This is a genomic window from Olivibacter sp. CPCC 100613 (genome assembly GCF_036959255.1).
Classification (GTDB): Bacteria; Bacteroidota; Bacteroidia; order Sphingobacteriales; family Sphingobacteriaceae; genus Olivibacter.
On sequence record NZ_JAWMTI010000001.1, the window covers coordinates 1343404 to 1363685 of the forward strand.

Sequence of the window (20282 nt, forward strand, 5' to 3'; positions counted from 1 at the left end):
GCCCATTCAGTTATAGGATACAAATAAAGGAATGCGATTGTTGGCTTTTTTCACTAAAACAGGCGTTTCGCTTTTAGCATCTACGATGGTGTTTGTATTAAAAACGTTTATTTTAGTCAATTTTATTTTACGTCACACCAAAATAAATTTTCTGGACAAAAAAGGAGGTTCTCGGCTATAAGAGGCTCTATTTTTATTGGGAAAGCAAAAGTATCCCTGGGTGTTGGTATAAATTTAATAGGACTATCGGCTTTCTGACCTAACAGGGATCAATTTAACACATAGATGAATTGTTTATATTAAAGGAACGATTATTTTATTCAACTTTTCTTGATAAAAGTTGAGCAAAATCAAGGCGTGTGTAGGCTACCTTGCATCTGATGGCAAAGCATTCATGGCGCGTATCGGAGCCGTTTCACTTCCTCAATCCGCTTGGGTAGTGCAACATGATCAGCGATGCAAATGCTTTGCTGCTCGTTGCTTCGGTATCCTCCAAGGCCGTTTTACCCACGCGCAGGGCTATATTAGGGCTAAAGATAATAATACGTCCGGTTAAAAGTAAAAGCCATACGTTCTAAAAAATGCCGCCTCCAAAATTTACAAATAGCACCGGGAGGCACGATCCGTTCCTGTAAATTTTAAAGCGGCGAGCTTTCTTTGCTTCTTTATTTCGCGGAGAAAGAAAGAAGTTAAAATAATCGTTCTATTTTTTAAGTAAAACCGACCAACGGAGCTCCCATATTTCCTAATTATTATTTAACGTTTTGGATTGTTATGACTTTATCAAATAAAATTTCAATTTTTTAAGGGGCCGGATGTGATGTTACGTCTGTCTGTAGCAAAGTTCCAAGCGATGAGTTTATTCACACATTGCTTATTTTCAAAGGTGTTCATGAGCTTCCTAAGGTCGGTTTTGGTTACTTTTTACGGACCTTGAAAAAGCTTGAGCTCCTTTAAAAAGAATTAATTAGCGAAAAAACCACGAAGTAGCATGAGTGCCTTTTAAAACAACCAATAACGAATAAAAGTAACTAAATAAAAGTTCCTTTTCAAATGCTAACCTGCTGCCCATAATTCCTATCCTAAAATACCAAAATGTTTAGTATTTTTACAGCGCTTAAGAATATAATGCGTTATTTTGAGAAGTTATACCTACTAAAAGATGCATTGAAAATAAAAAGCGAATACCTAAAGGCTGTAAAAAATGAGCGAAGAAATAGATAATAACGAACTTTCAGGAAATAATGACGAAGAATTGAGCCATAACCAAACCATTCCAATATCGGGCTTGTACGAAAGCTGGTTTTTGGACTATGCTTCTTATGTTATACTTGATCGTGCGGTGCCTCATATCAACGATGGCTTGAAGCCAGTGCAGCGCCGTATCCTCCATTCCTTAAAGGAGATGGATGATGGCCGTTTTAACAAGGCCGCCAATGTTATCGGTAACACTATGAAATACCATCCGCATGGCGATGCTTCCATCGGAGATGCGATGGTTCAGATCGGGCAGAAAAATCTGCTCATCGATTGTCAAGGTAACTGGGGCGATCCCATCACGGGAGATTCGGCGGCAGCACCGCGTTATATCGAAGGACGTTTAAGTAAATTTGCAAATGATGTCATCTTCAATCCGGATACAACAGAATGGCAATTGAGTTACGATGGCAGAAATCGCGAACCGGTTACCCTACCCGTCAAGTTTCCACTGCTATTGGCCCAAGGGGCGGAAGGTATTGCCGTTGGTCTGGCAACGAAAATAATGCCCCATAACTTTATAGAACTATTAGATGGGTCGATTGAAGTTCTCCGTGGCGGACGCCCCAACTTGGTGCCGGATTTTCCAACCGGTGGATTGGCTGATGTGTCCGCCTATAATGAAGGTTTACGAGGTGGAAAGGTGAAAGTAAGAGCGCGTATTGAAGAACGCGATAAAAAGACCTTAGCGATTACCGAAGTTCCTTTTGGAACCACAACGGGCGGCTTAATCGATAGTGTGATTGCCGCGAACGATAAGGGTAAAATTAAGATCAAAAAGATAGAAGATAATACGGCAGCAACGGTAGAAATTATTGTGCATTTAGCGCCGGGAATTTCACCGGATGTAACGATAGATGCACTCTATGCTTTTACGGATTGTGAAGTTTCCATCTCCCCTAATACCTGTGTTATACGCGATGATAAGCCGCACTTCATGAGTGTCAATGAGGTGCTGATCGAAAACACCAAGCAGACAAAAAGCTTACTGAAACAGGAACTGGAAATCCGCTTAAACGAGTTGCAAGAAAAGATATTCTTCAGTTCATTGCTTAAAATATTTATTCAGGAAGGGATGTATAAACATCCTGATTATGAGAACGCAGGCAATTTTGAGATTGTTGTAGATGTTTTAAATCGCTTGTTTACCCCATTCTTTGATCGTTTTTATCGTGAGATACTTCCGGAAGACTATAAAAGGTTGATCGATAAGCCGATGAGTAGCATCACTCGTTTTGATGTGAAAAAGGCAGATGAGCAGATGAAAACCTTAGAAGAAGAAATCAAAGAAGTTAAATATCACCTGAAGCATTTAACCGACTATGCAATTGCTTGGTTTCAAAAATTAAAGGATAAATACGCTAAAGGACGTGAACGGAAAACGGAGATTCGTATATTCGAGAAAGTCGAAGCGGCGCAGGTTGCGTTGGCCAATGTCAAATTATATGTAAATCGTAGCGACGGTTTTGTCGGAACGGGTTTAAAGAAAGATGAATATGTAGGTGATTGTTCCGATATCGATGATATTATTACGTTCTTGGAAAATGGTACTTGTCTGGTTACCAAAGTGCAGGATAAGGTATTTGTTGGTAAGGATATCATTCACGTCGGTGTCTTCAAAAAAGGAGATGAACGTACGGTGTATAATATGATCTATCGGGACGCAAAAACGGGTACATCCTATGTCAAACGTTTTTCAATATTGGGAGTAACGAGGGATAAAGAATATGATCTGACCAAAGGAAGTAAAGGATCAAAAGTACTTTACTTTACGGCGAATCCCAATGGTGAGGCCGAGATCGTTAACGTACAGCTGAAACCGCATTCAAAACTTAGAAAATTACAGTTTGACCTGGATTTTGCCGAAATAGCCATTAAAGGGAGGGGGTCTCAAGGTAATATCGTCAGTAAGTACCCCATCAAGAAGGTTCTCTTGAAATCAAAAGGTGTATCGACTTTGGCGGGACGTAAAATTTGGTTCGACGATGTGTTGAATCGCTTAAATGTAGATGGCAGAGGAAAATATTTAGGTGAGTTTGATGGAGAGGACCGTATTTTGATCGTTATGCCGGATGGTACCTATAGTTTAAGTAGTTTTGAATTGACTAACCATTTTGATCCGAAGATGTTGCGGATGGAAAAATATAATCCGGAGCAAATTTTTACGGCCATACATATTGATGGAAAAAGTGGTAATTACCTGGTTAAAAGGTTTGCATTTGAAAATACCCCCATTGGAAAAACAACCAGTATCATTAATGAGGACGCCGGTTCTAAATTATTGCTTCTTACCAATGGAAAGGAGCCTATGGTTCGATTGAATGTACTGAAGGGAAAAACACAGGTCCCTGAAACCATTGAGCAAGCACTAAACGAAATTGTTGATGTAAAAGGGATGAAGGCGCAAGGAAACCGTCTCAGTACACACGAGGTTAAGAAGGTAACCTTACTATCAGCGGAGGAGGAATATCGGGTCGAACAAAAAGAGGAGAAACCAGTAGTGGAAGACGCAACGAGTTCAATGGAGGAGACACAGGAAACGGTGTCGGAAACTGCCACTACATCTGCAGAAGCCGAAAAGCCAAAGCCAAAAATCGATTTGGAAATTACCAATCCGGAGGACATCGATTTAGATGACAGCGGACAACAATCGCTTTTTTAGTGTATATCTGTAAGTTTTAGGTCATAAGTTGTACCATGAAGCGTTCATCGCGTAGTTTGGTTTATAAATTGATATATAGATAGCAGGTTTAATTTTATGAGGATATGAAGGCAACATTTGGAGGAGGTTGCTTCTGGTGTACAGAAGTTATTTTTCAGCAGCTTGATGGTGTAAATTCGGTACTGCCGGGCTATATGGGTGGTCATAAAGACAATCCCACTTACAAAGAAGTTTGTACGGGTGAAACGGGCCATGCTGAAGTGGTACAGATTGATTATGATCCTGATAAGCTTTCGTATAAAAAACTATTAGGTATATTTTTTAAAACGCATGATCCAACCACGTTGAACCGACAGGGGAATGATATTGGAACACAGTATCGCTCGGCCGTATTTTATCACAGTCCGGAACAAAAATTCGATACAGAAACGCTGATCAATAAACTGACAGAGGAGAATGTTTATGATAAGCCGATTGTGACTGAAGTGACGGAGGCAACAACTTTTTATGAGGCAGAAGATTATCATCACGATTATTTTAATAACAACCCGGGTAATCCCTATTGCTCAGCAGTGATACAACCGAAATTGCAGAAATTCCTTAAAAGCTTGGAAAATGCTTAACTGACCGGTCAATCGGGTATTTACCATCGATATATATAAATTAATGCTGGTTTCAACTGTAGAAGTTGGAGTCAGCATTTTTTTTGGAGCTTGTTTAAAATTAGTTATGACCAGGCGTCTGCCCCATTTATTTTGAATGAATGCTATTGATAATGAAAAAGATACTAGATAAATCATTTTATTATTTGTACTTGTTCTAAATAAAGTTTATACTTGCATTATCAATAATCGTTCTAAATAAAAGGGTTGATCGTTTAAAGAAATAACATGGTTCATGTTAGGTTTGGTTGGTTAAAGTTTCCGGTTTCATCATACGATATAGAAACCGGATTCTTTTATTAAATAAAGTTTGCACCACTTAATATGATTGGTTTATTAAAGATATCTATATAGATTGTTTATATAGTTGTTTAGTTTAGTTAGTGTAAAGCGGCTGTCGTGAGATATCCGCTTTATTTTTACAGCAGTCGGCATCTATCTTTTAGTCGGGCCAGTCGGTTTCTATCCCGTTACTCCGAATAAAACCTTGAAAATCGGTTAATATTTTTTTGCTTTCTCTGACTTGATGAGGGGTTAATTTCTTTTGAATAGCATACGTGCTTAACAAACCAACGGCTTCTCCGATACTCCATTCCACGGGATGCAAACGATAACAACCATTCGTGATATGTGTCGTGCCAATGTTTTTATTGGCAGGGAGCAGGTTTTTCATGCGTACAGGCAGGAGTGCACCTAAAGGAATCTGAAAAGGCAATGAACCGAAATCGATGTAATTGTTGCCGCCGCTACTCGGATGGAGATCGATATGATAATAGCCTATACCCACGCTATCGAAAAAATCAGCGGCTTTTGTCGCGGTGGATTGCCCGGCAACCAAGCTTCTGTTTTCTTGACCTACATGTTCTTCTAAAACAGTAAAAACAGCTTTTATGCGTCTCGATTCCCGGATGTAAGGATATTTAGCCAAGCCATCATCACTTCCCAGCACATCACCGCGTAGACGCAACCCGGGCCATCCTTCACCCCCATCGGGCCTTGGGGCGGCAGTTTGTAGCCAGTAAAATAAAGATAAACTTAATTGCTTTGCAGCTTTCAGGTGTTGCGCGTATACAGTGGATGGCACATCGATCAAGTTGCCCAGAAAATAATCGTTTTGTGGCCAATTCATTATGCTGAGGTCACCGTCAAAAGTCCCGGGTAAAAAATTATGCCTGTTGATGATTTTTCGATAGTTCCAGAGGTTTAACGCTTTATTGGTCGCTTCACCTGTTGGATTAAAATCGAGTGTAGTGGCCTGCAATGTCCGAGGATTGGAATAGGAAAGACCTAGCAATTTGCCGGACCAAGAAGGGATCATCTTCGGTATGAAATCACGCCAAAAATCATATTGCTCCGGCTTATCAATCACGTGATGCTCTCCTTGTCGATAGTCCATAGCCAAACACATCGTAAAAGCCTGTTGGTTTTCAGGCTTGCCAACTTCCGGAGCATGCAGCTCTTTCGTTTCCTTTTTGGATTCTGTGCCTGTAACGTATTCCGTACCGGTTAATGGGAGCAGATCACCGAGCTCGGTAGCATCGATAAAATAATGACCATTTAAAGTAAGTTCATGGCCCTCATGCCGATGCCTGACAAGTACCGCTCTGACCTGATCTTGATGAACAGCGGCTTTTATAACTCGATAATCTGTAAGTAAGGTTAATTTACCAGAGCTTAAATAAGGCATTAACATCTCCAATAGAACGGCAACAGCCACTCTAGGCTCATGGCATAGGCGTGAAACGGAACCATCTCCCGGATTTAAATGAGTGCGCTGTTTTGCTTCGGGCGTTAATGGATAATTGCGTTTATAAAACGTTCGCACCCGGTCACGGAAAGCGCGGTATGAAGCGGGGGCACCATGGGTTTCAATCCATTGATGCTCGTCGGGAGGTACGCCTTGTTGACTGAGCTGACCTCCCAACCAATCGGTTTCTTCACTCAGTGTAACGCGGAATCCGTGGCGCAGCGCGGCTAAAGCTGCCGCGCATCCACCTAAGCCTCCGCCAATGACGACGATGTCGGACTCAAGCTCTTTCTGTTTGCGCCTTTCATGCGCATGAGCCGATGTCATTGATAGGTAAGGGATATTGGCTAAAAATGCGCTACCTATGGAAATACCCGCGATAAAATTTCTTCTATTCATAATTCGTTCTTCTTGCCGGTGGTCAAATAGTTCCGTTATTCTTTTGAAGTGCTTTCACCGCATAATCCACTGCCCTTGCTGTGAGTGCCATATAGGTAAGGGAGGGGTTCTGATTACCGGTTGAGGTCATACAGGCACCATCAGTAACAAATACATTTTTACATTGATGAAGTTGATTCCACTTATTCAACAGCGATGTTTTGGGGTCCTTTCCCATGCGTATCCCGCCCATTTCATGTATATCCAGTCCCGGTGCATCTTTACGGTCAATCCTTGCTGTTACCTTACAACCGGATTGTTCAAGCATAGAAGAGCCTTGTTCTAGAAAATCGTGCATAAGTTTTACGTCATTATCCGTATAGTCAACGGATGTTATCAATTGGGGAATGCCCCACGGATCTTTTTCGGTAGTACTTAAACGAACATGGTTTTCATATTGTGGTATAGTTTCTCCCTGCATCATCATAAAGACCTGCCAGGGGCCGGCATCGCTGAGCCGATCCTTATAGTCGCCACCAAGCCCTTCGGCCATCTGATTCCATCCTGCCCGCGTGGCACTGAAAGCAATCATATAGCCACGTAAAAAATCGGTCTCCTGTTTAAAGACATTTCTGAATGAAGGCATGAAAATGCTGGTTGGTCTTCGTCCGTAATAATAATACTCATTGAGGCCTTCAAAGGTGGCCGATAGATTGCCCCGATAATTATGAAAGGCAATGTAACGGCCAAGTAAGCCGTTGTCATTGCCCAGTCCTTGGGGGAAGCGGGCCGACTTCGAATTTAATAGGATAAGATTGGTGTTAAGAGCGGATGCGTTAACAAAGATAACGCGTGCATAAAACTCCTTTACAAGTTTTGTTTTGCTGTCTACAGTACGCACACCGATTGCCTTTCCTTTCTGCTCATCGTAAAGAATAGATTCCACCACCTGGTTTGTCGATAAAGTCAGATTACCGGTGGCCGCTGCCCAAGGTAAGGTGGTAGAATTACTGCTGAAGTAGGCACCGAAGGGGCATCCGCGATGACAAAGATGTCGAGCCATGCACTTTCCCCGTCCTTGTGCGACATGGATTTTTTGTGGCGAGGTAAGGTGGGCACAACGACCGATTATTACGTGTCGATCGGGATAAGTGGCTTTTATTCGCTCTTTAATATGTTTTTCCAAAACATTCATCTCAAAAGGAGGCAGAACTTCGGAGTCAGGTAGATTAGGAATTCGATCCTTCGTACCACTGATCCCTACGAACTTCTCTACATAGCTGTACCAAGGGGCAAGGTCCTTGTACCGTATTGGCCAATCTACCGCAAAACCATCGCGTGCCGGTGCTTCAAATTCATAGTCACTCCAGCGTTGCGTTTGTCGTGCCCAGAGCAGTGATTTTCCACCAACCTGATAACCTCGAATCCAGTCGAAAGGCTTCTCCTGTATATAAGGGTGTTCTTGGTCTTTTACAAAGAAGTGTTGTGTAGCCTCATCAAAAGCATAACAGCGGGAGACAATGGGATTATTGTTCGATATCGTTTTGCTTAATTCCCCCCGATGTGTAAATTGCCAAGGATCTTTCATCGCTGTTGGATAATCTTGCAGGTGCTGCACCATTCTTCCTCGTTCCAAAACCAATGTTTTTAATCCTTTTTCACAAAATTCTTTTGCCGCCCAACCGCCACTGATGCCTGAACCGATTACAATGACATCATAGGTATGCTGTGCTTTCGCTTTTCCCGATATATTCATACGTATCTTGGTCTTATAAATGATATGCGTAGCAATTTAGCTATTTTACTTTTACAACCGCTATAGGCTCGTAGCTTCTATGGATTGATTTCCTTTAGCGCTTGTTGATAATACGCCAGGTTTTTTTGTATATCCGGAACGGAATTATCCCAATTGTTTTCGTATTCTATTGCTAGCGTACCTTTGAAATGCTGTTTTTTTAAGGCGTACAACATGGCTTTTACATCAAGTATGCCCGTACCCCAAATGGTATCAGGCATCTCTTCGTGCTTCGAAGCCTTCGTAAGAGCGATGTCTTTAAAATGAAGTGATTGGATGCGCCCCTTCAGTTTTTCAAGACATTCCAACGAATTCAGACCTTCCCGCCTCCAGTGCCCTACATCCGCACAGGAGCCGATCCGTGGATCACGTTGTGCAATGGCGATCAATAAGTCCTTTGGATTCCAGTAAAGAGAAGGTTTGGGGTGATTATGTACAGCCAGTTTGATGTTGTATTTCTTCACAAGCTGTTCAATACGATCCCAGTCAGCTAAAGCAGGTTCCGCCGTTATGTATTCCATGCCCATTGCTTGGGCAAAAGAGAAATAGGACTCCCATTCGGAAGCGTCAGAAACGACTACAACACCCGTAGCGATGATTTTTATGCCCCGTTTGGCAGCTTCTTTATTTAATCTTTCTTGATTTTCTTTTGATAAACGTGGTAAAAAGGTGAGATCAGCAAATCCCGCTCCCAGGGGTTGCCCAGGATAAACCTCAAGGTAATGAATGCCCAAATTTTGTACTTTATCTAAGGTTTCCATCAAGGTAAACTTATGGAAGGTATATGACTGTATGGCGAGTTTCCAATCTGTCTTTACCGTTTCCAGGGATTGGGCTGCGGTATAGTAGAAATTGTATAGGATGAAGCAGATCGTAAAAAATGTGCTCATCAAGTTCTTTTCTAATCTTTTCATGATTAAATCTTCCTGTTTAAGGCCTGTACCGTCGACCGTATGATAGATCCACGGTACAGGCGATAACTTTTCAATAGGTTATTAAGCCCCCTTAGCCGACAGGCATGTCGGGCAGTTTGAATCCATTATGATAGGTATGTTTTATCCATTCCTCGGCAATTGACTTCGCACCGAACTCCGTAAAACGGCGATCGAACCGTGGGTCGCCATCTACCACTTTAAATTCATCTACTGAAACAATTTTGATTTTGTCTTGATCTCCTATATTGGTGAATGCCATGTTCTCACCATCCCACAGCAGGTCGCGGTGTAAACCCTGTAGCCGAACTGCCAGTACCCCCATGACCACCATCTCATTAAATGGTCCGGAGAACCCAAAATGCGAACCGGCTTCTGTGCGGTTTTCCGGTGATTCTTTGGCTGCGCGGATCCATTCTTGCTCATGAGCGTTCGTACTCCAGATGTCACCATTTCCACCTTTAACGCGTGGAATCCAAGGCTCAGGCTGGTCAAAATGTGCCATTTCACTTACTGGTAGAAGGGTTGGATTCATACCGTAGCATCCGGTCATGATCTTTCCTTTCTTGCCGATGAAGAGAATACCGCCATTCTCATCGCCGAGCATCATACCTGGACTGAGTTCGGCCGGTCTTTCAGGCATTAGCCCGCCATCATACCAGTAAACCTTTACTTCCGGCATTTTTACCTTTCTTTTTTTCGCTCGTTCCGGAAAAGTATACTGAACCATTTGTGCATGAGGTGGTGAATATAAGTTGCTTAGTGTTGAACTGCCATTGACTTTGATGGGATACTTTAAATCCAGAGCCCAATAAATGGGATCCATGATGTGACAGGCCATATCCCCCAAAGCCCCGGTGCCAAAATCCCACCAGCCTCTCCAATTCCAAGGCGTATAAACACTGTGATAGGGCCGTGTAGCAGCGGGTCCAAGGAAGAGATCCCAAGAAAGTGTTTCCGGAGCGGCCATCGTATCATGAGGTTGCATCAATCCTTGTGGCCAAATGGGACGATTGGTCCAACAGTGTACTTCTTCAACCTCCCCAATGGTATCGGATTGAATCCATTCGGCGATCTGACGGCACCAATCAAAGGAATTGCCTTGGTTACCCATCTGTGTGGCCACTTTATACTTTGCAGCAAGTTTGGTCAAAAGACGCGATTCATATACCGAATGGCTAAGGGGTTTTTGGGTATAGCAGTGTTTTCCCAAGGTGATGGCATGGGCAGTGATAACGGCATGGTTGTGATCGGGGGTTGCTACCATAACGGCGTCGATTGATTGCCCCATCTCGTCGAAGAGCTTCCGCCAATCTTTATATTGTTTCGCTTTGGGGTAATCTTGAAAGGTTTTTTGCGCATATTTCCAATCTACATCACAAAGGGCGACAATGTTTTCGGTGTTCATATTGGCCAAGTTGCGGCGCCCCATACCGCCAACACCTATACCGGCAATATTCAGTTTATCGCTAGGGGCAATGTGTCCCAAAGTTTTACCTAAAACATGACTGGATACAATGGTAAATCCTGCCAGGGCTGTACTCTCTTTTATAAATTTTCTTCTTGCTAAGTCCATATTAATAATTATTATTTTGTACCAATGCCCCATTAGAGCGATCAATTTCAATTTGAGGTATAGGGAAGGGCCAACTGTTTTCACTGGCATCACGACCTTTATCGGCAAAACCGTATTTTTCGTAAAAAGCCTTCATCGTGCTGGCATATTCTCCCCAACGTATCAGATCGTATAATCGGAATCCTTCTAAGGCTAATTCGAAACGGCGCTCCTGTTTAATGGCTCGTAAGATATCATCGGAAGCCTTTATCGCATAGTCACTTGTAAAGGTCTCTTCATCCATGGTTTTTAAACCCGCTGCGAAAAGACGATAAATAGCAGATTCATCCATTTTTGACGTTGTAACGTAAGCACGATGACGTACCTGATTCAGATAGTTTAAGGCATCTGTACGGCTGCCATTGGTCCGTATAATTGCTTCTGCATAAATGAGCAATACTTCTGAATATCGGATCCAATAGGGTTGCCAATTACTGCGCTGCAAATCGTTCTGCTGCCGATAGGCTTGCGGTACAAATGCCTTGCGATTCTGCTGTAAATTATAATCATTGAAATAGCCGCGGTAGTTATGCACTTCTTCGCCGCCACTGGTGGCTTTGAAAGTATCATTATGACTTATGATCGTAAACATCTTACGTGGATCGGCTGCATCAAATGCAGCGGCCAAATCGCGCGTGGGTGTATCGCCACCCCAGCCGCCGACATTATTCCTTCCTGCATTCATGATGGCAAAGGGATCACCCGTTAAATTAAAAGCAGGATCAAATTTTCGCAATACCCCAAAAATGCACTCCTTCGAGAATGGCCCTATTTGATAGTCGCCCCGAAAGAGATCTTGAAAGTCGGGTAGTAAACTGAGCTGCCCATGCTGAACGACCTCACCCGCCATTTCTTTTGCGATTAAATATTCTCCCTGGGCATCCCCTTCCATTTTACCTTGTTCCATTAATCCGGCAAAAAAGAGCGCGGCCCGGGCTTTAAGTGTATATGCCGCATCTTTGGTAGCTCGCCCGGTTTCACTTGTCGGGAGTTCGGAAGCTCTTGGGAAATTCGGTTCGGCAAGGGCCTCATCTAAATCGGTATACAACTGATTCCTGAGTTCCTCAATACGGGCTTTCCCTTTTCGCGTAGCTGGATCTTCAACGCTGGTAAGCAGGGGAACTTCCTTAAATACCGTGATCAAATCAAAATAATACCAAGCGCGTAGAAATTTTATCTCCGCAAAATAACGGGCGAGCGCTTCACTCGGAAGCGGTGCTCCGTTTTCGACTAAATTACCGCCTTCACGTTTGAGTGCGTCGAGTGCAATATTGCATTTTCCGATTCCGAGATAGCGATTACTCCAAGTTTCAAATAATAACGGATTGGAAGAGAGTGGACGACCGCGCCCTACTTCCGTTGTTTGCGGACGATCACCTGGGTCCGAACCACCGGCATCCGCATTATCAACACTTTCATCGCCAATCGCCACTTTATTGATGGTATAACCCCAGCCATCTAACATTGGCTGGTAGCAACCGGTCACCAACTTCAATCCGGCACCATCCGTCTTGAAATAATCCGTTTCATCTAGCACTCCATATGGGTCTCTTTCCAAAAAGTCGCGCTTACAGGCGGTAATAAAGCTTAAAACAGCTAGCATTACTAAATAAGTTATCGTTCTTGTCATTTTCTAGAAGTTTGCGTTGATTCCGAACATAAATGATTTTGCTTGTGGGTAGTAACCTTGATCTACCCCCATACTCAACGGAGAGCCGCTCCCGATCTCGGGATCGAGCCCCGAATAGGAAGTAAACGTGAAGAGATTATAGGCTCCTGCCCATACCCGGATCCGTTGAATCTTAGCTTTTGCGAGCCAGTCGGCCGGTAATGTATAGCCGAGTTGCACACTTTTTACCCGCAGATAGGATCCGTTTTCAACTAGCCAGTCAGATATTTGTAGGTTGTTCTGATTGGAGGCATTAATGGCAAATTGTGTATTGCTTGGGTTATTTGGCGACCAAGCTTCGGATAATAGCTCTTTTGGCGCATTATACCAACCAACCCCTGACTTCATGTCGATCTTGGCGATATTCATGATCTTATTGCCTAAGGTACCTTGCATGAGGAGTTGAAAATCGAAATGCTTATAATCTGCCCCCAAACGGAGGCCATAGGTCAGATCAGGAAAGGGATCGCCCAAGTTGGTGCGGTCTGCATTATTGATGATGCCATCACCGTTTACATCCACAAAGCGTAAATCTCCAGGACGGGCACCTTCTTGAATATAGTCGTCTGCTTCTTGTTGTGACTGGAAGATACCGTTTGTCTTGAAACCATAGAAATAACCAATCGGCATACCTTCTTCCGTTAGTGTGGTAGTGTAACTGATCCAACCCCCGCCTGTAATGGGTTCACCTCCGCCTAAACTGAGCACCTTGTTTTTAAACGTGGAGGCGTTTGCTGCAATGGAATAGCCGAAATCACCAATTTTATTATGGTAGGACAGATCGAGTTCTAAGCCACTATTTCGGACACCGCCTGCGTTGGACCAGGGACTATTCGGAAAGCCGAGGTAAGCTGGCAAAGGAACATTCAGTAACATACCATCGGTAGTTTTACGATAGGCATCTATTGTCAGGTTCAGCTTATTGTTCAAGAAAGCCAAATCCAAACCGATGTCCAGTTGTTCTGTTTGCTCCCATTTTATACCGGCATTTCCGATGTAATTACTCCCACCGATTAACTGTGGATTGCGTGGGCCGAATAGATAATAGCCCATATTGCCCGAAAAAGTGGTTAGATAAGCACCTCGACTGATGTTTTGGTTACCTATCTTTCCCCAACTTACCCGAAGCTTCCCTAAATTGAGCCACGACCATTGCTTGGCAAAATCCTCCTCCGCAAAGTTCCATCCCGCAGAAACAGAGGGAAAAGCACCCCACTTTTTGTCCTCTCCAAAATTGGAGGAACCATCGTAACGAAAATTCGCGGTGATCATATAACGATCTTTGTATGCGTAAAAGAGACGACTAAAGTATGAATTGAGTGCCATTTCCCATTTGGTACCGGATGCTTGCGGATTAATGGTGCCGGCATCAATGATCCACTGGCTGGGGTCATTCGATACCAATCCCTGTTTTGAAGCACTGGAAGATTCACTTTTCCATTGCTCGGCCGAGGTACCGACTAAGAAAGTTAAATGGTGATCGCCCAATTGTTTATCAAACGTGGCTGTGTTCTCCCATACATAGTAATCCGTTTTCGAATTGGATTTACTTACCGTCGCATCCACATTGAATTGATCACCATCTAAATAGTACTTCGGTGAAAAATAATCCGAACTTCCTCTGGTTAAGTCTACTCCGAAGTTGCTTCGGAGTTTCAGCCAACTAACAGGTTGTATGTCAATTGATCCACCTCCTTTGATGGCTGTTCCCTTCCATCGATTATTCTTGTATATTTCCGTCTGCACAACGGGATTCTCTTTGTTCGTCATTAAAATGGGACTGTAAAATGACCACGGATTGTTCTGATCAATACGATCAAGGAATAGGCCTGGTCGTAAAAAATCAGGAACATCCACTAGATTTGTACGGTATACGGGCGATATTGGATCAGCAACAAAAGCAATAAATGCCGTATTGAAGCCGGGACTGTTTTCAAGCACATTGCCCCTACCCTCATTGATAAGTCCAATGTTGCCTGAAAGCTTCAGCCAGCTGCGTAAATTATGATTAAAATTGGTTCGCCAAGACAAACGGTCATAGTCTGACCCATTGATAATACCCTCTTGATTCATGTAGCTTAAGCTGGTTCGATACGCTAAATCTTTAACACCACCGGATATAGCAATATCATGGTTTTGTACCAGGGCATTTTTATGATTGATCTCCTTCCACCAATTAGTGCCTTCTTCACTTCCGGTATTGGCGCGGAGAAACTGCAATACATCTGCTTTATTTTGTGCTGAAAAATAGGGGTCCAGGCCTGCATTGCTATTTGCCAGGTTTTTGTAATCCATAAACTCGGCAGCGTTCATCATATCGTACGTTTTTACCGGATTTTGTATACCGAGGTAACTATCCAATGAAATTTGACTGCTTAATTGATCACCTTCTTGATTACCCTTTGCGGTTGTAACCATGATAACACCATTGGCAGCTCTTGAGCCATAAATAGCCGTGGCGGAAGCATCTTTTAATACTTCAATGGAGACGATATCATTCGGATTAAGCCATCCAATATCGTTTTGTGGAAGGCCATCTACGACATAGAGCGGATTATTATCGTTTACTGTACCTATTCCACGAATACGTACAGCGGGAGGAGTACCTGGGCTGCCACCTGTGGAAGTGACTTGGACACCTGCCGTTTGACCTTGAATGGCCTCCGTTGCATTTCGAATCGGCATGCTACGAAGGTCGGTCCCACTTACCTGGCCAACAGCACCGGTTAAATCGCGCTTCCGCTGGGTACCATAGCCAACTACTACAACTTCGTCTAAGGCGGCTTCTGTTGATTGGAGCACAATGTGGAGGTCTTGCCCGGATTCGACCACCACCTCGCGTGATTCGTACCCGAGGTAGCTAATAGACAGAACAGCCTGAAGAGGCGCACCTATGCGAAAGGTTCCGTTTTCATCGGTACGTGTACTTATAGTCGTACCCTTCACTTTGATAGAGACACCGACTAAAGCTTGTTTTGCCTCATCAAGTACTTTTCCTTTGATTGGAATGCTTGGTTGATCATCGACCGACTTTGGTAAATTGTTTTGCCTTACTTTTAGTAGAATATAATCTCCCTGTTGCTGGTAGGATAGTTTAGTGCCTTTTAACAATAGATCCAAAATATCGGCAACTGAGCGTTTAGCGGGTGCTATCGATACCGACGAATAGGTTTTGACCTCTTTAGCTTTATAGGCAAATCGATAGTCGCTGAGCGATTCGATCTTTAGAAGAGCGCTTTCTAGGGAGCCTCGGTGTGAAAAGGAAATATAGTCCTTATAAATGGATTGGCCTTTCGTCTTTTCGGCGAGCAACAGGCCAAAAGAAAAAAGTATCAAAAAGGTTATAAGACTGGCTGTTCTCATAATAAAAATGAGATAGGTTGGTTTAAATTTCATAATTTCGCATCATTAAGCTTATCTCGTTAAGATTGGGTTTAATAAGGAAGGGATTGCTACAAGAATCCCTTTTATCAAGTGAAGTCATGTTGGTTGCCGCCAACGTGACTTCCGTTTTTTAGGGAGGGTATATTTTTTTCATCATTTTTTTCAATTTTGGTTATCCATTTTATTCACAACCATCGCCGTCGAAGTAAACGGTATCGTTTTTTATTTCATATTTAAAGTTGTTCAGGGCACTGATGACGTTTAACATTTCCCTCAGATTTTCTCCCTCATGGAAGGAGACGGTGAAATGACAGTCTCGGATTGCTTTATTACGGTAGATAAAAGTTTTATTGCTCCATCGTTCCAGTGTTTTTCCTGCATTTGCCATACTTACATTATCAAAACGTAATCGCTGATGAATCCAAGCGATGATTGCATGGGCTTTTACTTCATGTAGTTGCTTATCATTCGTGTGTATATTATATACCAATTGCTGGTTCTTCCTTAACAAAGAGATGGTTTCAGCTTGTTTTTGCACAGCTATTGATCCTTTTTGGACGGTAACGGCAATGTGCTCGGCATCGAAGGTGTTAATGTTGAAAGCTGTTCCCAATACTTTCGTAACAAGGGGACCGGTTTCTACCATGAATGGTTTTTGTTTGTCGGATTGAACGTCAAAATAAGCCTCACCGGTTAATAGCACGCGGCGATCACGCGCGTTATAGTCGCCCGCAATATGCAATTTGCTGCCGGCATTTAACCAAACGGATGTGCCGTCCGGCAATTCAATTTGTCGTTGTTCACCTAAAGGGGCAGTCCAGGTGGTCGCAAGCGTGCTTCTAAATGGTTTATGCTGCATAGACGGCCCGTAAAGGAGGAGGGTGCCGATTAACAACAGGGCAATGCAGGCTGCCGCCCAGCCTAAATAAGTCTTTTTTTGTTTACTTGATTCCTTAAATCGTTTATCTGAAGTAATCTTCTGATAACTTTTGTCTGCCTGCTCCTGGTCGTCGAGGTGTGGAGTGACCGGCAGCTCTTGAAATTGTTCCAGCATCGAATCCAATTCCTTGCCCCGCGCGTCAGTTCGAATGGCCTGCATGAGAATCGTTAGCTCCTCGGCTGTAATGCGATTATCTGCTAATTTTTCCAATAATTCCTGTAGGCGTGCTTGCTCCATAAATGGTGTTTTTAAAAGTCTTTCGAGGACTCTTTATAAATCAATACACCAAAATGGGAGCGAATAACTAGGTCTTGAAGAAATTTTTTTCGATTAATGGTGGAAAAGAATAAAAAAGTGGATCAAACCGTACCTTAACAAGTGTTTTCGAATTTTTTTGAGACTTTCGACCAAGTGATTATTGACGGTATTGGGGGAGATGTGTAACTGTTCGGCAATTTGGTCATGACTTAATCCTTCGTACCGACTGAGACAAAAGATGACTTTCTGTTGTGGGGAGAGATAGTTGAGGGCTTCTTTCGATTTTTCGTCAATTTCCTTTGCCACCATGATATCTTGGGAAAGCTGATCTAGTTCTTCTGTTTTTTTCGAAAGTTGCGCAATGGCTTTCTCTGATTTGGCAATTTTCCGCAATTCATTCAATACCAGTCGACGGGAAATCGTAAACAAAAGCGGTGCTGCAGTAAAGCTGTGATCCAATTTATCCCTTGCTTGCCAAAACCGGATGAAGGTTTCCTGCATGATTTCTTCCGCGTCTTCTTCATTTTTCAGAAATCGACAAGCAAAACTGACGATTTTTGTCCGATAGCGATCATAAATTTGTCGAAAAGCAATTTCATTTCCACCCTTAATAAGAAGAATTAAATCTTTTTCCTCTTCGTGTGAATGAATCATGGCATGCATTAGGTTTGTTCAAAACAATAGTAAGCATAAAAATGTAAAAACTAAAAAATACCTGGTTTTTCTATTGCTTGAGCACCCAATAGCCTAATATTAGCCAAATAATCCCTTTCAATAAGAAGAATAGAAAACCCCAGAAGCCGAGTCGCTTAAGCCAGATAATGAATTTGTTCTTTTTTGGGCTTTCGTTGTGTTCCATGATCATTAAGACGTATAAAAGGGAATCTTGTTACCATGAATAGTAACAAAAGAGAATCATCTGATCGAATAATGTTATCCGGTATCCTCCAAGGCCGTTCTTCCCACACACAGGGCTATAGCGCGAAGCTAATTAACACGTTCGGTTAAACGTAAAGACCCTCCGTTCTACCAAAAATGTTCTTTTTTAAAAGCGAAATCCCTCAATGGAAAGATTAAACCATGCTTACAGTAGACAGGGCTTTATCGCTATTGAAGAAAAAAATTAAACAGATGAAATTACGGAATTTCTATCACACCGGCATATACACTGTCTGAACTGTTGTTACTGCCGTCAGTAGCAAAAAATGATAAATAAAGATGAAATTTCGCACCGGCTCTAAGCTCAGAAGGTAGTTCGATCTCGTCATGCAGTTCAAACCTACAATTTCCAAATTGTTTTGCTTCTGTAGAAATGCGTATGTCTTCCGGATACAACAGCAGCATGGTCCGGTTCCGGTTAATTTTTGAATCTATCGATGTGTTCTTCCAGTTAATAGATAATTTTTTATCATTTACCTCTACCTGAACATTTTCAGGCGGAGGTAAAATGCCTTTGCTAAAGCAGAATCTTTCGTAATCCAGTTTATAACCATCCTCTGTTTCTAAAACAGCTTCTTTCAGGTTATATGACATAGCTGAGTTATGACCTGTCTTATTATTCGCATAGTTCATAAAACCGAGACGGACAAGCGGGACAATTGGCTTTAACCTTTCTTGCATGAAGCTGAATTTGCTGCGTTGTTTGGCTTGCGATTTGGTAGGCTTTCGATTTTTGTTGATGCGTGGCAATCCGCGGACATAGTCAATCCCCTTCCACTTGCAAAAAACCACACTACCTACTTTTCCTGAAATTGGACCATTGGCCCCATTGGTTACTCTCCCCATGGCAGGTCATAATTTAAAAGTTCATAAATGTGGTATCAATCGCTAGCGAATGCAGCTATACCATTTGTCTTTCTAAGATAGAGAATATTCTTTTAAAATTAGGAAAAAAATAGGATTTTGTTTTCTTTTATCCGAATAAAGTCCGAACAAGGTCCGAATAATCTCCTAATAAAACTCGAATGAATAGTATTATTAAGTATAAGTCAACGCCCTGACTAGTATAAGCCGCGTTAATTGTTAAAGAAAAAAGTTTATCAGGGGTCCACTTAGCTTATTAACTCCTGAATTTTCCGAATACGCCTAAGGGAAGCTTGTTCCCGGAGGTCGCTTGGAGAAATAGCTCCCCTGTTTCCAAATTTTTGACTGCGGGGAAAGCGCTTCTGATTAGGTTTTCTACAATAACGGAAGAAAAGCCTAAGGAGTAGGTATTTAGGATTAGAAAATGTTCTTTCGGGTCGAGTAGCTTGACCACATCCATCATCATCTCCGTAATATGGTCCTCCAGCTTCCATTTTTCTCCCTTCGGCCCATGACCATAAGCTGGTGGGTCTAAAATAACACCGTTGTATTTATTTCCTCTTTTCAATTCGCGCTTTACGAATTTTAGCGCGTCTTCTACTACCCAGCGAATATTATTTAATCCGGATAATTCCTGATTCTCATTTGCCCAAGTCACCACCTGTTTAATGGAATCGACATGCGTAGTATCTGCACCGGCTGCTTGCGCGATCAAAGAAGCACCGCCGGTATAGGCAAAGAGATTTAAAATTTTTGGTTTCGGTGTTTTGAAGGATTTGATTGTTGAAGAGATGTAGTCCCAATTCACAGCTTGTTCAGGAAATATGCCAACATGTTTGAAGGAAGTCAGTCCTAAACGGAATTTTATTTCCACATCTGGATTTTTATAAGAAATATGCCATCTGTCAGGCGTTTTAGGATTTTTTTTTAACCAGTCTCCCGTCGTTGCAGAGCGGCCTTTGAACCGAATGTGATGACGCCGGTTCCACTCATCTTCATTTAATGCTTTGGGCCAGACGGCCTGTGGTTCCGGACGAATCAAGATTAACTCGCCGAAACGTTCCAATTTTTCGAAATTTCCGGAATCGATCAATTCGTAATCTTTCCAATATTGGGGGGATAAAAGCTGAATGTTGGATGTTTTTGTCAAAGCGTCAAATTTTTGACAAAGATAGCGATT

General features: G+C 42.6%; 13 protein-coding genes. 3 read left to right on the forward strand and 10 right to left on the reverse strand.

Annotation, left to right across the window (positions count from 1 at the left end; genetic code table 11):
• Positions 1-340 precede the first annotated feature (340 nt).
• The 3 genes from RYH73_RS05425 to msrA all read left to right on the forward strand — a co-directional run bounded on the left by RYH73_RS05425 (position 341) and on the right by msrA (position 4542).
• Positions 341-556: a hypothetical protein gene (locus tag RYH73_RS05425; protein WP_335312385.1), complete on the forward strand. Its 216-nt coding sequence runs from the start codon at positions 341-343 to the stop codon at positions 554-556.
• Positions 557-1204: 648 nt separating this feature from the next.
• Entirely contained in the window at positions 1205-3919 is a 2715-nt protein-coding gene (locus RYH73_RS05430) for a DNA gyrase/topoisomerase IV subunit A (RefSeq protein ID WP_335312386.1), read from the forward strand.
• 104 nt (positions 3920-4023) lie between these two features.
• Complete coding sequence (gene msrA / locus RYH73_RS05435) at positions 4024-4542, forward strand: peptide-methionine (S)-S-oxide reductase MsrA (protein ID WP_335312387.1); 519 nt, start codon at positions 4024-4026, stop codon at positions 4540-4542.
• 481 nt (positions 4543-5023) lie between these two features.
• Here the strand turns inward: msrA and RYH73_RS05440 are convergent, their stop codons facing one another.
• From RYH73_RS05440 to RYH73_RS05485, 10 genes are all read right to left on the reverse strand, one after another.
• Complete coding sequence (locus RYH73_RS05440; protein ID WP_335312388.1) at positions 5024-6727, reverse strand: FAD-dependent oxidoreductase; 1704 nt, start codon at positions 6725-6727, stop codon at positions 5024-5026.
• Between the two features lie 22 nt (positions 6728-6749).
• A complete protein-coding gene (locus RYH73_RS05445) occupies positions 6750-8462 on the reverse strand; it encodes a GMC family oxidoreductase (RefSeq protein WP_335312389.1) in 1713 nt (570 codons plus the stop codon).
• Between the two features lie 77 nt (positions 8463-8539).
• The gene (locus RYH73_RS05450; protein WP_335312390.1) at positions 8540-9415 is read right to left on the reverse strand and encodes a sugar phosphate isomerase/epimerase family protein; all 876 of its coding nucleotides are present in this window, start codon (positions 9413-9415) and stop codon (positions 8540-8542) included.
• Positions 9416-9506: 91 nt separating this feature from the next.
• Entirely contained in the window at positions 9507-11009 is a 1503-nt protein-coding gene (locus RYH73_RS05455) for a Gfo/Idh/MocA family protein (protein WP_335312391.1), read from the reverse strand.
• 1 nt (position 11010) lies between these two features.
• Positions 11011-12678 carry a RagB/SusD family nutrient uptake outer membrane protein gene (locus RYH73_RS05460; RefSeq protein ID WP_335312392.1) on the reverse strand — a complete coding sequence of 556 codons (1668 nt, stop codon included), beginning with the start codon at positions 12676-12678 and terminating at the stop codon, positions 11011-11013.
• A 3-nt stretch (positions 12679-12681) separates the two neighbouring features.
• Entirely contained in the window at positions 12682-16113 is a 3432-nt protein-coding gene (locus RYH73_RS05465) for a TonB-dependent receptor (protein WP_335312393.1), read from the reverse strand.
• A gap of 169 nt (positions 16114-16282) precedes the next feature.
• Positions 16283-17278 (reverse strand): FecR family protein, encoded by a 996-nt coding sequence (locus RYH73_RS05470; RefSeq protein WP_335312394.1) that lies wholly within the window; start codon positions 17276-17278, stop codon positions 16283-16285.
• 93 nt (positions 17279-17371) lie between these two features.
• Complete coding sequence (locus RYH73_RS05475) at positions 17372-17953, reverse strand: RNA polymerase sigma factor (protein WP_335312395.1); 582 nt, start codon at positions 17951-17953, stop codon at positions 17372-17374.
• A gap of 483 nt (positions 17954-18436) precedes the next feature.
• Positions 18437-19084 carry a DUF6266 family protein gene (locus tag RYH73_RS05480; protein ID WP_335312396.1) on the reverse strand — a complete coding sequence of 216 codons (648 nt, stop codon included), beginning with the start codon at positions 19082-19084 and terminating at the stop codon, positions 18437-18439.
• A gap of 274 nt (positions 19085-19358) precedes the next feature.
• A complete protein-coding gene (locus RYH73_RS05485; RefSeq protein WP_335312397.1) occupies positions 19359-20252 on the reverse strand; it encodes a class I SAM-dependent methyltransferase in 894 nt (297 codons plus the stop codon).
• Between the last annotated feature and the right edge of the window lie 30 nt (positions 20253-20282).